This is a genomic window from Microcoleus sp. CAWBG58, assembly GCF_020883045.1.
Classification (GTDB): Bacteria; Cyanobacteriota; Cyanobacteriia; order Cyanobacteriales; family Microcoleaceae; genus Microcoleus.
In genome coordinates this window covers 25,168-39,936 of the sequence record NZ_JAHRFA010000068.1, presented here as the reverse complement: position 1 = coordinate 39,936, position 14,769 = coordinate 25,168, and the positions used below count along the sequence as shown (strand labels likewise).

16 protein-coding genes are annotated in these 14,769 nt (G+C 42.3%); 9 read left to right on the top strand and 7 right to left on the bottom strand.

The window, feature by feature from the left end; all coding sequences use genetic code 11:
• Positions 1-109 precede the first annotated feature (109 nt).
• From QZ918_RS24810 to QZ918_RS24790, 5 genes are all read right to left on the bottom strand, one after another.
• Positions 110-361: a hypothetical protein gene (locus QZ918_RS24810; protein WP_293339554.1), complete on the bottom strand. Its 252-nt coding sequence runs from the start codon at positions 359-361 to the stop codon at positions 110-112.
• 6 nt (positions 362-367) lie between these two features.
• Positions 368-757 (bottom strand): HEPN domain-containing protein, encoded by a 390-nt coding sequence (locus QZ918_RS24805; protein WP_293339551.1) that lies wholly within the window; start codon positions 755-757, stop codon positions 368-370.
• A complete protein-coding gene (locus QZ918_RS24800) occupies positions 754-1,185 on the bottom strand; it encodes a nucleotidyltransferase domain-containing protein (RefSeq protein WP_293339548.1) in 432 nt (143 codons plus the stop codon). Before QZ918_RS24800 ends, QZ918_RS24805 begins: the two co-directional genes overlap by 4 nt.
• A gap of 41 nt (positions 1,186-1,226) precedes the next feature.
• Complete coding sequence (locus QZ918_RS24795; RefSeq protein WP_293339545.1) at positions 1,227-1,826, bottom strand: Uma2 family endonuclease; 600 nt, start codon at positions 1,824-1,826, stop codon at positions 1,227-1,229.
• Between the two features lie 501 nt (positions 1,827-2,327).
• The gene (locus QZ918_RS24790) at positions 2,328-3,446 is read right to left on the bottom strand and encodes an HlyD family secretion protein (protein WP_293339543.1); all 1,119 of its coding nucleotides are present in this window, start codon (positions 3,444-3,446) and stop codon (positions 2,328-2,330) included.
• Between the two features lie 500 nt (positions 3,447-3,946).
• Between QZ918_RS24790 and QZ918_RS24785 the strand changes: the two genes are divergently transcribed.
• The 7 genes from QZ918_RS24785 (at position 3,947) to QZ918_RS24755 (ending at position 10,630) form a co-directional block, all read left to right on the top strand.
• Positions 3,947-4,174 carry a secretion protein HlyD gene (locus QZ918_RS24785; protein ID WP_293339540.1) on the top strand — a complete coding sequence of 76 codons (228 nt, stop codon included), beginning with the start codon at positions 3,947-3,949 and terminating at the stop codon, positions 4,172-4,174.
• A 173-nt stretch (positions 4,175-4,347) separates the two neighbouring features.
• Positions 4,348-4,542, top strand: a complete 195-nt coding sequence (locus QZ918_RS24780) for a hypothetical protein (protein ID WP_293339537.1) — start codon at positions 4,348-4,350, stop codon at positions 4,540-4,542.
• A gap of 387 nt (positions 4,543-4,929) precedes the next feature.
• Positions 4,930-5,121, top strand: a complete 192-nt coding sequence (locus tag QZ918_RS24775) for a hypothetical protein (RefSeq protein WP_293339534.1) — start codon at positions 4,930-4,932, stop codon at positions 5,119-5,121.
• A gap of 519 nt (positions 5,122-5,640) precedes the next feature.
• Positions 5,641-5,829 (top strand): hypothetical protein, encoded by a 189-nt coding sequence (locus QZ918_RS24770; RefSeq protein ID WP_293339532.1) that lies wholly within the window; start codon positions 5,641-5,643, stop codon positions 5,827-5,829.
• A gap of 510 nt (positions 5,830-6,339) precedes the next feature.
• Positions 6,340-6,516, top strand: coding sequence for a hypothetical protein (locus QZ918_RS24765; protein WP_293339529.1), 177 nt, complete (start codon positions 6,340-6,342; stop codon positions 6,514-6,516).
• Positions 6,517-6,651: 135 nt separating this feature from the next.
• The gene (locus QZ918_RS24760) at positions 6,652-8,862 is read left to right on the top strand and encodes a peptidase domain-containing ABC transporter (protein ID WP_293339526.1); all 2,211 of its coding nucleotides are present in this window, start codon (positions 6,652-6,654) and stop codon (positions 8,860-8,862) included.
• Between the two features lie 262 nt (positions 8,863-9,124).
• Positions 9,125-10,630, top strand: coding sequence for a pentapeptide repeat-containing protein (locus QZ918_RS24755; RefSeq protein ID WP_293339523.1), 1,506 nt, complete (start codon positions 9,125-9,127; stop codon positions 10,628-10,630).
• 482 nt (positions 10,631-11,112) lie between these two features.
• Here QZ918_RS24755 and QZ918_RS24750 read toward each other — a convergent pair whose 3' ends face one another.
• Entirely contained in the window at positions 11,113-11,517 is a 405-nt protein-coding gene (locus QZ918_RS24750) for a hypothetical protein (protein WP_293339520.1), read from the bottom strand.
• 721 nt (positions 11,518-12,238) lie between these two features.
• Between QZ918_RS24750 and QZ918_RS24745 the strand changes: the two genes are divergently transcribed.
• Entirely contained in the window at positions 12,239-12,532 is a 294-nt protein-coding gene (locus QZ918_RS24745; RefSeq protein ID WP_293339517.1) for a hypothetical protein, read from the top strand.
• An 87-nt stretch (positions 12,533-12,619) separates the two neighbouring features.
• Here QZ918_RS24745 and cimA read toward each other — a convergent pair whose 3' ends face one another.
• On the bottom strand, positions 12,620-14,236 hold the full coding sequence (gene cimA, locus QZ918_RS24740; protein WP_293339514.1) for a citramalate synthase: 1,617 nt from the start codon (positions 14,234-14,236) through the stop codon (positions 12,620-12,622).
• Between the two features lie 117 nt (positions 14,237-14,353).
• Here cimA and QZ918_RS24735 point away from each other — a divergent pair, with 117 nt between their 5' ends.
• Positions 14,354-14,692, top strand: coding sequence for a 2Fe-2S iron-sulfur cluster-binding protein (locus QZ918_RS24735; RefSeq protein WP_293339511.1), 339 nt, complete (start codon positions 14,354-14,356; stop codon positions 14,690-14,692).
• Positions 14,693-14,769 lie beyond the last annotated feature (77 nt).

The window sequence follows — 14,769 nt, the reverse complement described above, 5'->3', positions numbered from 1 at the left end:
TCGGCGCAAAAAGTCTTCAAGATTAGCTATTTAATCTTCTACTTTTTGAGTTTTTGAGCAACTGCTTGCCTGAGCTTCAAAGGTGGCTACTTTTAGCTGCGCTCATTTTTTAGTCTAAACTACAGTCTACCATTGTATTGTTATAAGTACCCATGAGATGCCCTGCAAGAGTCATTAAAGAATTAGCATCCTCCAGGTTGTTAAAAGTTCTCAGATCGTTTGCCTCCTCCAGCATTATCTGCACCAAACCCGCATCAACTAACTCGGAGTTTGCCTGCAAAACTTGGTTTTCTTCCCCGCTGGGGCAATTCAGCAAGGATTGAATCAGATTGAGATAAGCTTGGTGGCGTGCTTCGTTCATTGCTATTTAAGGTGACGGCAGAGTTCCAATCAGATTTTGAGCTAATTCTAGAAATTCTTCAGCTTGGGCGATCGAATCTGCTGCTTGATTAGCCGTTACAGCATTAATTTCGCCATAGTCTCCAGCATTTCGCAATTCCTGCGATCTAATTAGGAATTGGTGAAATTTTACAGGTACTCTCCCTGTACGAGCAAATTCTCTGCCAAAAGCGCTGATGACTGCGGAATGTTTAGAAAAAGATAATCCTTCACCCTCTAGAAATGCTTCAGCAATATAAAACATTGCGTAATAGGCGCGAGAAGCTGCATAATCGGGATATCCACCATCCAATATAAATTTTGCTGCTGAAAGGCTTTGATCGGCTTTGAGGAGTAAGTTTAATTGAGCTGGTGTCATACAATAATTCCCTCTCTACGAATATTTCTGAGCAAAGGGCCTTGATAATTAGTAAACCGTTCCTCATTCATAAACAAGCAGCTAATTACTACGTCATTATAGAGAGATAAATCTGCTACAATTGGGATAGTTCGATCGATTTCTTCACCGACTTGGACTGGTGCTTTGAGAACTACCAAAACATCAATATCTGAGTCGGGATCTGCGTCGCCCCGCGCTTGGGAACCGTAGAGTACCATTTGGGTGAGCCGATCGCCATACAGGAGCTCGAAGTGCGATCGCAATTCAGCTAGAATGGTCTTGAGTTTATCGTTGATTTTCATATTGGCGAGGGATGTTTGGAGGGCGATCGAACTTTGAAATTTCATCGCTGAAAGCTGCGGTAAGTTCAGGAATAGAAAGTGCGATCGCGCTTTCGTGCCATTCATGAATTACAATAATATTGTAATTCTTACCAGGAGCTGCTGAATCAAGGTAAAAGATTGTTGACCTCGATCGCCCCTATTTCAACTCCTGCAACTATTACCGATACAAAAGCAGATCGTCCGTAATTTAACCTTTGACTGTAATCTGGCTGTTCGACATCAACAAGCGGTTGAGAGTACACTTCAACCTGCGACTCCGCAAGATTCACAATCCAATAAAAGGAAATTCCAGCACGGGCATAAATCCGTTTTTTGATAGTTCGATCGCGCTGCAACGTGCTGTCCGATATTTCAACAATCATAGCAATATCTTCAGCGCCCGGATGGCGATCGGAATATTGTCGCCTATCTCCTCGGATAACTGCTATATCGGGTTCAGGTTCGCTATTTTGCAGCGTAATCGGTTCTTGAGAATCGACATACCAACCGGGCGGTAAAATATTCTCTAAAGCTGTTCTGGTAAGACCAGTTGCTAATCGATGGGGGGGATTTTTGGCCATTTTGAAAACAAGCAATCCTTCCAGTAGTTCTACTGGGTCGTCATCCGTTAAAATTCCTGCTTGAATCATAGCGTGATACTGTTCGATGCTCAAGCGCAAAATCAGATCGTCGGAGATTGCTGCGATACTTTCAACAGGTGGCATAAAAGTCTAGGGGAGTCGATGTGTTTTAGTTTTGACTTCGATCTTAATATATTGTTCGATCGATCGCATTAGTAAGGTTTGTAGTAAGGACTTTAGTCCTCTCAATTGCAGGCTTAAGTCTCCACTACGAACCAACCGTTTTTGTTATGGTAATCTGTAGAGTACCATTTGGGTGAGCCGATCGCCATACAGGATCTCGAAGTGCGATCGCAATTCAGCTAGAATGGTCTTGAGTTTATCGTTGATTTTCATATTTGCGATCGATGTTATGTATTTAGTATATAGCCTTTCTCAAAAAGATGAGGTATGACTGAGAGCTTATATAACCGCTTAAACCAAGAGGGCTGAAGCCCAACAACATACCTCATCTTTCTGATAACCGCTATAGATATAATTACACTCGGCGGTTTAAATCACACACTCTTCAACCCGCGAAGGCGGGTTTAGTTTGTGTAGACGCGGTTTAAACTAAACCGCCGTCTCAAAATAACAACTGACTGATTACCAATCTGTCAGCAACCTTGCCTTCCGCAACACAAATGTCAGCACAGTTTCTTCCCCAGTAATAATATCAGCCCTACCATCCATTCCCGCTTGAATTGAATACTGGCGGGGGACATTTGCCTCGGGCTTTCCTGACAATTGACGGCTGCCGGATTCGAGTTTTGTTAAATAGGTTTGGTCGGGCTTAATCGAAACTTCGTAATACGATCCACCTAAATTATTAGCGGGATTTTGGGGCGCGATCGCATCTGGGGCGATCGCACTTACTGTTCCTTTTAGTGTCCCGTAATCTGGGAAGGGTAACGCGGAAATCCTCATCTGCACGGGTTGGCCGATTTGGATGCGGGCGATGTCTTGGGATGTCACTTTGGCTTTGACTACCAGGGGTACGTCGCTGGGGACGATTTGGGCGATCGCACTTCCGGCTTGTACGGTTTGACCGGTACTTTGTATTTCCAATCTCAGAATTGTACCATCAGCCGGCGAGCGGATCACGCTATTTTCGAGTTGTGACTGAATTTGATTGTGTTCTTTTTTAACTTGAATTAATTGTTGTTGAAGAGACGATCGCTTGGCAAGCAAAACTCGCCGACTTCTACCCAGCCTCTCGGCGACATCCGGCTGCGATGTGGCGATTTTGACAAGGGCGGACTCGACTACTTCTTGGGCGGCGGAATTTTGATTCTGGATGGTTGGAAATTGGCCGCTGGCTAAAATTTGATTTTCTAAGTCCCGCAGTTGCTGGTTGATTTGCTGTACTGCTGTTTGAGACTGATTGATTGTGTCTTGGAACTGCTTTTTTTGAGTGCCCAAACGCGAAGCGTTGACAACTGCGATCGCATCTCCGGCTTTTACTGTCTGATTTTCGCTGACTGCAATGCTTTCGATGGTTCCTTCAGTTGCTGCTTGCACGACGCGTACTTCTCCGGCTGGACGGACGATCGCGTCTGCTTTGACTGTAGCACTGTATTTGGTGACGCTTGCAAGGGCGATCGCCCCGCCAAAGGTTGCCACCATCAAAATTCCCCCCAAAGTCGTCCAGCGGCTGACAGGGGGCAAAAACTCGTCGTTATCAAAGGTTTCTGCGGGCATGGGTTCGGTAGTAGTGCGAGGCATGGCTGCTATTGGGGGTGAAAGGAATCGTTGTAAATTTTGAGTTTTGAGTTGGGCCCAGGAGGAGGCTTTTGAGTTTTGCTGTTAACTTTTGCTGTTAAGTTTGGTTGTTAAGTTTTACCAGTTCAAATAAAGAATGTAACTCTCAGCCAACTCCAAACCCTGATTAAATCAGTCATTTCCTAACCTCAAACCTCAAATATCAAATGGTATGACTTGGAACAGAGAGAGCGATCGCTTATTTCTTTGGTCACATTTATTTTTGAGCTTTCCGGACACCAAGCATAAGTTTAGAAGTCTAAATCTAAATTCACAGGGTTAAGGTCAAAATCCGCACAGCTTTGCCTTCGCCACCCGGAAATTTCCCCAAATATCAAGAATGGTGCAGCCAGCGGGCAACTGTCATGAAAATAGAGCGTTTCAGCAATGATTTTTGGCGCTGTTACCCGGTTTTTCTGGGATGTGTACGTAAGTCACTATATATGTCTTAATAGGAGTTCCTTATGCCGGACAATCAACAAAATTCACTGTTTACCGAATTAACCGATCGAGAATCTGGAACTGTCAGCGGTGGCAGCAATACCAGCGGTTTCAGCAGTTCTAACGGTAACAGCGATACCAATAACAGCAGCAGCAATGGCGTCAATACGCTGTTTTTCGTGCCACAGCCGAGTCAGCTTTTCCTTTACGATCCGATTCGCAATCGCCCTTACAAAACCCTTGTAGTCTAGATAGCTGAGTAAAGTAGTGCGATCGGATAAATCTTAAAAGTTTCTCAGTAATATTCCGGGCGATCGCAGAGGCATGGAGAAGTATTAGTTAGTAATCATACGAGGCTATCGAAATTATATAAAGTTTCTAGTTTTCGTTCAATATTCTCAACTTAAATGGAGTCAAATTAATCATGCAAGAAACAAACGAAAATTCACTGTTTGCTGAACTCACCCCTGAAGAATCAGCTAGCGTTAACGGCGGTTGCCACCGTTATTCCGAACGTTATTATGACCGCGACAACTGCCGCCGCCGGCGCCGTTGGGTCGTGTACCGCCGCAATTGCGATGGTTCCTTTAGAAGAGTCGTTCGCTACGGCTACTGGTAAAGTTTAGTGCTGCGAATTCCGCGATCGCGCTTATTACAAAACCTCAACAGTCTAGATAGGTGAGTCAGGTAGTGCGATCGGGTGAATCTTCAAAACTTCTCAGTAATATTCCTGACTTTGCACAAGTATTGAGAAGGATTAGTCAGTAATTACCAGAAAGAATTGGTTGAAAGCTCGCCCGCCTGCTCGGGAGAAATTAAAATCCGACTATTCATTACTGCAATACTTTTCCTTCTAGGTAGAAGTCGCTCTCAAACTGTCAACTAAGAGGGCAGGCACGGGGGCACTGCCCCTACAACTGTCAACTGTTCAAACGAGGCTATTGAAATTAGATAAAATTTCTAGTTTTCGTTCAATATCATCAACTTAAATGGAGTCAAATTCATCATGCAAGAAACACAGGACAACTCATTGTTTGCTGAACTCACCCCTGAAGAATCAGCTAGCGTCAACGGTGGTCACTATTATGGCGATCGCTATTATGACCGCGACAACTGCCGCCGCCGGCGCCGTTGGGTCGTGTACCGCCGCAATTGCGATGGTTCCTTTAGAAGAGTCGTTCGCTACGGCTACTGGTAAAGTTTAGTGCTGCGAATTCCGCGATCGCGCTTATTACAAAACCTCAACAGTCTATAGCAATCCTAAATAATTGATGAAGATTTGTAGGGGTAGTGCCCCCGTGCCTACCCCTTATCTATCGGGCAAACTGGGTTGTTTTAGAGAGCCTGCAACAGTTATGTAAATGATGAGAGCATTGCTATAGATAGGTGAGTCAGGTAGTGCGATCGGGTGAATCTTCAAAACTTCTCAGTAGAATTCCTGACTTCTCACAGGCATTGAGAAGAATTAGTCAGTAATTACCAGAAAGAATTGGTTGAAAGCTCGCCCGCCTGCTCGGGAGAAATTAAAATCCGACTATTCATTACTGCAATACTCTTCCTTCTAGGTAGAAGTCGCTCTCAAACTGTCAACTAAGAGGGCAGGCACGGGGGCACTGCCCCTACAACTGTCAACTGTTCAAACGAGGCTATTGAAATTAGATAAAATTTCTAGTTTTCGTTCAATCAATTTCATCAACTTAAATGGAGTCAAACGATCATGCAAGAAACACAGGACAACTCATTGTTTGCTGAACTCACCCCTGAAGAATCAGCTAGCGTCAACGGTGGTCACTATTATGGCGATCGCTATTATAACTGCGATCGTGGTAGCCGCCGCCGCTGGGTCGTGTACCGCCGCAATTGCGACGGTTCCTTCAGAAGAGTCGTTCGCTACGGCTACTGGTAAAGTTTAGTGCTGTCAATCCCGCGATCGCGCTTATTACAAAACCTCAATAGTCTAATACGGTTCACTTAAGACAGATCCCCCCTAACCCCCCTTACAAAAGGGGGGGACAAGAATACTCTCAAAGTCCCCCTTCTTAAGGGGGATTTAGGGGGATCTCCGGCGAATAAATAGTGTCAAGTGAACCGTATTGCCTAACAGTCTAGATAGGTGAGTTAGGTAGTGCGATCGGGTGAATTTTAAAAACTTCTCAGTAGTATTCCGGATGACCGAACAGGCATTGAGAAGTATTAGTCAGTAATTACCAGACAGAATGGCTTGAAAGCACGCCTGCTCGGGAGAAATTAAGATCGGACTATTAATTGCTCCAATCCTCTTCCTTCTAGGTAGAAGTTACTCTCAAACTGTCAACTGTCAACTGTCAACTGTCAACTGTTGAAACGAAGCTATCGAAACTAGATAAAATTTCTAGTTTTCGTTCAATTTCATCAACGTAAATGGAGTCAAACGATCATGCAAGAAACACAGGACAACTCATTGTTTACTGAACTCACCGCTGAAGAATCAGCTAGCGTCAACGGCGGTTACCACTATGGCTACCGCAAATGTGGCCGCCGACGCCGTTGGGTCGTGTACCGCCGCAATTGCGACGGTTCCTATAGAAGAGTAGTTCGCTACGGCTACTGGTAAAGTTTAGAGCTAGTCAATTCAGCTTTATAACTGTGGAATCGAGAAAGCACCCATAACTTTATGGGTGCTTTTTGCTGATTGAGTAGTTGGTGGTGAGTAATCTTCTTTATGCTCTACCATTATTCGTTTTCCAAAATGTTAAAGAATATCCCTTTGATCGGCAAAATGCCATTATTCGGAAAAGTTAACAGGTTTAAAAAATATCAGGTTGTACTCCAGCAGAGCGAAGAAGACTGCGGGGCAGCTTGTTTGGCATCCATCGCCAAATTTTACGGACAGAATTTCCCGATTAGCCGTTTGCGAGAATCTGCGGGTACAGGCCAAAAGGGGACGACTCTGCTGGGCTTGAAACAAGGTGCTGAGGCGGTGGGCTTTAATGCTCGATCCGTGCGGGCAGCGGCTGCTATTTTAGACAAAATTGACGAAGCACCTTTACCGGCGATTATTCACTGGAGCGGGTACCACTGGGTTGTTTTGTACGGAAAGCAGGGCGAAAAATATGCGATCGGCGATCCGGCTGTCGGGATGCGCTATATTTCTAAAGAAGAATTAGCAGCAGGTTGGACAGATTGGCTGTGCTTGCTAGTAGACCCAGATCCCGATCGATTTTTTGCCGCAGCAGACGGCCAAGCGCCCGCCAATTCCTTACAAAAATGGATGCGTCGGGTTTGGATTTACCGCCAGCTTTTAATCGAAGCACTGTTGATGAATGTGGTGTTGGGTTTGCTGTCGATTGCTTCGCCGTTTCTGGTACAACTGCTCACCGACGACATTTTGGTGCGGGGCGACACGCAACTTTTGGCAAGTGTGGCGATCGCAGTTATAGTTATGAATCTATTTAGCAGCAGTTTAGGATTGGTACAGTCGAACTTGATTGCTCAATTTTCCCAGCGTTTAGAGTTGGGATTGGTCATGGAATTCGGGCGTAAATTCCTGCGATTGCCTTTAAGCTTTTACGAAACCAGACGCAGCGGCGAAATCGTCAGTAGATTACAAGATATCCAAGAAATCAATAAATTAGTTTCTCAAGTTGCAATCAGCTTGCCGAGTCAATTTTTTATAGCCGTAGTTTCTTTTATTGTCATGTTGTTTTACAGCAAGGAACTAACGCTAGCAGCTACAGTCATCGCTTTGTTCATGACTGCCTCTACAATAGTTTTCCTGCCCGTATTGCAGCAAAAAACGCGGAATTTATTTGTACTGGAAGCAGAAACTCAAGGCGTTTTAGTAGAAACATTTAAAGGTGCGCTGACCGTCAAAACGACTAGCAGCGCCCAGCAACTTTGGGAAGAATTTCAAGGTCGCTTCGGTCGCTTAGCGAGTCTTACTTTTCGCACTACACAGATTGGCATTCTCAACAATATTTTTTCTGGCTTTGTGGCTTCAGCGGGCAGCATTACCCTGCTGTGGTTGGGCAGCGGTTTGGTGATTGACAAGGTATTGAGTATCGGTCAGTTGCTAGCATTTATTAGCATGAATCAAAACGTTACTACTTGGGTAAATTCCTTGGTTGAATCTACTGATGAAATGGCTCGGGTACGGACAGCAACTGAACGGCTTTCCGAAGTCATAGATGCTGAACCAGAAAGTAAAAGCGAGATTAATAAACCTGTAGTAACTCTTCGAGACAGCGACGAAATTGTTTGCAAGAGTGTGAATTTTCACTACCCAGGCAGACTTGACTTGTTAGAAAATTTTTCTGTAACATTTCCGGGCGGTCATGCAATTGCTTTAATCGGTTATTCTGGTTGCGGCAAAAGTACCCTAGCCAAGGTAATTGCTGGTCTTTATCCGCTCCACTCTGGTAATGTGAGAATTGGCGATTATAACTTGCAGGATTTGTCTCTCGATTGTCTCAGACAGCAGGTAGTTCTGGTTCCCCAAGAAGCTCACTTCTGGAGCCGTTCGATTCTAGATAATTTTCAGTTGGGGAATCCCGATGTCACTTTTGAACAGATTGTGAAAGCTTGCAAAATTGCCGGGGCGGATGAATTTATCAGCCAATTACCGGATAAATATCAAACTGTTTTAGGCGAGTTTGGGGCGAATATTTCTGGGGGACAAAGACAGAGATTGGCGATCGCCCGTGCCATTCTCAACAACCCGCCCGTATTGATTCTAGACGAGTCTACCGCAGGGCTAGATCCCGCCAGCGAAGCGGAAGTCTTGGAAAATCTGTTGATGTACCGGCAAGGGAAAACCACGATTTTCATCAGTCACAGGCCCCGAGTGATCGATCGCGCCGATTGGATTATCATGTTAGAACGCGGTAGGTTAAAACTGCAAGGATCTGCTGCAAAATTGCGATCGATTCCCGGAGATCACTTAGAGTTTTTGGAACCTTAAAAACTTGTAGGGTGCGTCAGCTTGGATTTTTTCAAATAGTCGATTAAATCCCTTTCGCTGACGCACTTTACCCGATCGGGGAACGATTCGGGAAATTGAGCCTTGACAACTTTAGTTGATTGTGATAATAGTAATACTAAGTCTTAAAGCTACGTAAATTAATCAACCAACTATCTACCAAAGCCAACTTCTGTATATTAAGCTTTGGTGGTTGTTTAATTTCATAAAATTATCGTTTCAAGTAGACAAGGAGCAAAAGTAGATGGCTGCACCGCAAAATACTTCTGGAAATGCTTCATTTTTAAAAAAACCACTTAAATTATTTAAATTTTTACTTAAATTATTTAAATTTTTACTTAAAAAATTATCTTGCTCCCCTAGTACCAGAAAAAGCTGGCTTCAAATAGGTGGAGCGCTGTTAATAACAGTTTTAATTTTTTGCACAATAGCTGTGTTAGAAAATGAGCAGAAAGAAAATAAACCCCAAATAACGAGTCAACCTCCAAGTCAAACAAAAACAGATAAATTAACTCCTAATGATTCGCCAAATAATACATCTACTCAACCAGCCAATCCTGAAGCAAAAGAAAGTAAAGATCAAAAATGTGAATACAAAAAACTATTGAATTTCTCCACACTTATCTCCACACTTATTTGTCTCACTTCAGATTTAAAGTTATTAGCTCAAGCTCAAAATATTGCTGTTATTTCCGCAGCAAGTTTATTTTTTCTGGACACTTTTGATAGAAAAAAACAATTAGAACGTCAAGCTTGGCAGTTAATTGATGGCGCTCAAGGCTCAGAAACAAGTGGTGCAAGAAGACAAGCAATTGAGGAGTTATATGAGGAAGGCTCTGATATTACAGGACTTGATGCAGATGGTGCAGACTTAAGAGGAATTAACTTAAGCAACGCTAATTTAGAAAGAGCAAGCTTTAAAAATGCAATTTTAGAAGAAGCTAATTTTCAAGGAGCAATTCTTAGAGAAGCTAATTTTACTGGAGCAAATTTAAAAGGTGCAGATTTTAAGAAAGCTAAGCTTTGGGGTGCTGATTTTACTGGAGCAGATTTAACAAATTTTTGTAAAAGTAAGACTGATTTATCTCCTGCAATTGACAAGCAAACTGATTTACGTGATGCAGACCTGGGAAATACAATATTTAATCGAGCTAAACTAAGCGGAGCTATTTTCGGTGTGAAAAACTTCGAGCCTGATTTAGGTAAAAAAACAAACTTAAATGGTGCAAAACTTAGAGGCGCTAATTTAAATAATGTCAATTTGAATGAGGTTTCTATTGCTGAAGCTAAATTTGGGGGCGCTAAAATAGATATAGATACAATCCGCAAGGCTGGAAAATACCAAGAAGCCCATTATAGTGAAGATTTTTGTGATGCTCATAATTATGAATTTAAGAATAAAGATATTCCCTATTATGGAGATATTGAATTTCTACAAAGCATAACAAAAAAAATTGTTGAAATTTCTCAGCGTCTACTAAAAAAAGAATCACTTTCGTTGCAAGATGAAGAATCTATATCTGATTTTGTAAATCTTCTTAATTATTTAGTGATTTTAGTAAAAGAATCAAACAATCAATGTTTAGCAGATAATGAATTATCGGATAAACTTATAGATGTACAAAAAGCTTTTGAAGAAAAACAACAAGTTGAGCAAGTGGTATTAAAAATAATACCAGAGTATGAAAAGAAATTAGCAGAGTATGAAAAGAAATTAGCAGACAATGAAAAGGAATTAACAGACAATTAAAAAGAAACTATATAGTTATATTTTTTGAATTGTTGGTTAATATTTCATGATTAGATGAATCATAGCCTAATAGAGGCTATCAATTTATAGCGTTCGCAAATCATTCATAAATCAATCGAGGGCTAGATCCAACATCAATTCAATCTGAAAGATTTACAAACCATTTGTGATCGCTATATAGGACTTACGTATTGTAACAGTTTAACAAGGCTTTGAGATTGCTTCACTTCATTCGCAATGACACGAACACATTATTTTGGATAAGTCCTAAATTTAATTAATTCAGGACTTATCCAAAGAATGGTTTAACACGCTATCTTAAAAACGGCTAACCATAAGTAACCTAGAGATGGAGTATGTGCATAAGTCATGTAATTATGTGAGTTAATCTTCACTATTGAAACTACCAGGACTTATGCAGGATGTCTTCTCTATATATGGCTGGGTTTTTTCCGGGTAATACCCCGTTGTTGTCCCTATCCCTAGGATGTTCGTGTCAGTTCATACAATTCACCACATGTTCTTAAATGAGTAGAGTAAGGTTCTTTTGTTGCTAAGAAAAATTTATTTATCAAGATATTCAAAGATTGACAAACTTCATTTGAATAGTCTTTTCTTCTTTTTGAATAGTCTTTTCTTCTTATTAATTCTTGAAGTTTCTTTAATTCACTGATAATTTCCTTATCCTTCTCGATCAATTTTTGTGCTAAAAGTATTGCATCTTCAGCGTCTTGCCTACAATTTCTGGCGTCTTTAAGACACTCTTCGGCTTTTGCATTATTTGTGCGTTTAGAATACTGATTAGCTTGAGATTCAAATCTCTCAGCTTTAGATATAAATTCCCCAGCTATTGCTCTTAGGTGTTCTACCATTTTTGTTGGTGTCATTTTGATAGGAAACAAAGATCTAAGTTTGTTAGCTATTGCTTTTAGGCATTGTACCATTTCGATTTTTTTAACCTCAATAAACTAGGAATTACAACAGCAGAAAGTAGCTCGACTAAAATCAACATATTTATCTACATCAAAAATGACTGGTTATTATCCATGCTAAAAGTAGATAGCTGTGAATAATAAACACCTAAATTGATGGCTATAAATTGCTAATCAGTGAAGCTGAACGTTATTTGATGACTCAAAACTTATCTGCTTAAATACAGAAACAAGGATTGCGATCTAGAACCGGAAAATTGCTCAACAATTTAATTTATTTTCAATAAGTTAAATTTATAGCAGTATTGAATTCACAACTGCTTGGCTAATCGCGGTAAGGTGTGCAGTGCATAAAATCCCCGACTTCTTCAAGAAGTTGGGGATTTGAGTATTCTGTCTGCTAAATTAGAGAGGCTCACTTGCGCTGATGTGAAATTATGCGCTCAAATGTCGATCCTCAGAAGATTGCACAACTCATGAAAGTCTTAGGTAGAGAAGCCCGTGGCCCAGGCTGTATCTACTTTACGGGTGGCGCTAGTGCTCTACTCATCGGGTGGCGTAGTTCTACTGTGGATTCTGAATTGATCCGATTTCCTTCTCTTAATCCCGATCTCCTGAGAAATAGGATTGAACAATTTATTGAGCGTTGTGAAAGTACGTCAGAGAGCGATCGATAATGGAGCTAAATGAATTGCCAGGATCGGAGTTAATTTTACCTGGACTAGAAGATCTTCACCAGGGCAAAAATAATACAATCGGGGCGCTCTTAATCGCGATCGCATCCATACGTTTAACCGAAGCAGGCTTGGATATTCCAAAGGGGCCTCTAGTATCAGAGCCAGAATTGGCCTTGTATGCCCATCTTCAAAACGAACGCGATGATGCTTATTCTTACTACAATGCTTTATTAAATAGTCTCAACAGTTTTTGTGCTGCACTTGAACTGAAGTCCAAATATCAGAATACTTAAAAACTGGTAGGGTGCATCAGCTACGATTATCTAATCTGGAAATCGATAGACTCTAAGCTGACGCACCCTACGAATACTAATGCTTAGTTAATGTACGCGACAAACTAGAGGAATCGCCTCTTGATTTTCCAACACCAAACCGTACTCCAAACCCTCAACTACAGCCTGACAAGAAGCATCCAAAATATTAGTAGAAACTCCCACAGTAGTCCACCGCTGCTGATGGTTGCTCGATTCCACCAACACGCGAGTTTTAGCACCAGTACCGGCACCAGAGTCCAGAATTCGTACCTTGTAATCTGTTAAGTAAAAATGCGCTATCGCCGGATAAAAATTTACCAAAGCTTTCCGCAAAGCCGCATCCAAAGCCGAAACCGGGCCGTTTCCTTCCGCACATTCCAGGATATTTGTACCGTTGACTGACAATTTTACAGTGGCTAAAGCCGTACAATCTTCGCCAACTTTATCGCAGTGAACTTGAAATCCATGAATTTCAAACCACCGCTGCCGCTTTTCCAAAGCTTCCCGCATCAACAATTCAAAAGACGCCTCGGCACCCTCAAATTGATATCCCTGACTTTCCAAATCTTTCAACTTTTCCAGAATTTGGCGGCAAGCAGGATTTTTGCGATCGAGTTCGATGCCAAATGTCTTAGCCTTCGCCAAAACATTGCTTAAACCCGATTGATCCGAAATCACAATTCGCCGGATGTTGCCGATTTTTTCCGGTTCCAAGTGTTCGTAAGTTAACGGATTTTTTTCCACCGCCGATACGTGAATTCCGCCCTTGTGAGCAAAGGCCGAAAGACCTACAAAAGGAGCGTGGTCATCCGGAGCAAGATTAACAATTTCGCTGACGGAGCGACTGACTTGAGTTAATTTCGCTAATTGCTCGTCTTGAATGCAATCATAGCCCAATTTGATCTGAAAATTAGGAATCAAGGAACACAAATTAGCATTACCGCAGCGTTCGCCATAACCGTTAATAGTTCCCTGTACCATTGTCACCCCTTGCTGCACACCAGCCAGAGCATTAGCAACGGCAACTCCAGAGTCGTTGTGAGTGTGAATTCCCAACTGCACAGACGAGTCATAGGGATGGATACCTAAAAACTCTGAAACATCGCCAACAACCTGACTGATTTCGTCGGGTAAAGTGCCGCCGTTGGTATCGCAAAGCACAAGCCATTCAGCACCAGCTTGTGCCGCAACTATCAATGTTTCAAGGGCATACTCTGGATTGTGTTTGTAGCCGTCAAACCAGTGTTCGGCATCGTAAATAACGCGCCTTCCCTGACTCCGTAAATATTCAATAGTATCTCGAATCATTGCCAGATTTTCTTCTAGCGTCGTCTTCAAACTTTCAATTACGTGCAAATCCCACGACTTGCCAAACAGCGTTACCCAGCGAGTCCCAGCAGACAAGATAGGCTGCAACATTTCATCATTAGCTGCCGTTTTTCCCGGTCGCCTAGTCGAACAAAAAGCAACAACTTCAGCTTGAATTAATGGCTGTTCTTTGAGCTGCCAAAAAAATTGTACGTCCTTAGGATTTGCTCCCGGCCAGCCACCTTCAATAAACGGAATTCCTAAACTGTCTAACTGTCGAGCAATTCGCACTTTGTCTTCGAGAGATAAGCAGAGTCCCTCGCACTGAGCGCCGTCTCGCAGCGTGGTATCGTAGATCCAGAGCCGATTTTTCATGGGGAATTCTCAATTTTCAATTGGTAATATATCACTTATCATATTAGATGAAATTATTTGAAATAAATGCGATAATATATAGGAAAATTAACATAAATCTAATCGGGGTAAATTATTGTGGTCAAGGTACAAGCGCAAGGAAAAACATTTGAGTGCGATCGCGAATCGAATCTCCGTGAAGTCTTGCTCAAAAACGGCATCGATCTCTACAACGGCAACGCCAAAGTCATCAACTGTCACGGTTTGGGGACTTGTGGCACCTGTGCTGTCGGCATCGAAGGCGAAGTTTCCGAGTCTGAGTGGCGCGAAAAAGCGCGGCTTTCCATTCCTCCCCATTCTCCGTCATCAAACCGTCGTTTGTCCTGTCAGACTAAGGTTTTGGGCGATATTAAGGTGACAAAATATCAGGGTTTTTGGGGCCAGGATTCCGATACTGTCTGGAAACCTCAAGGATAGATTTTTTGTCGGGGAATGCCGATCGGACGATCGCCTTGCAAGATAATATGTAAGACTTGCCCAAAAATTCTCAATGT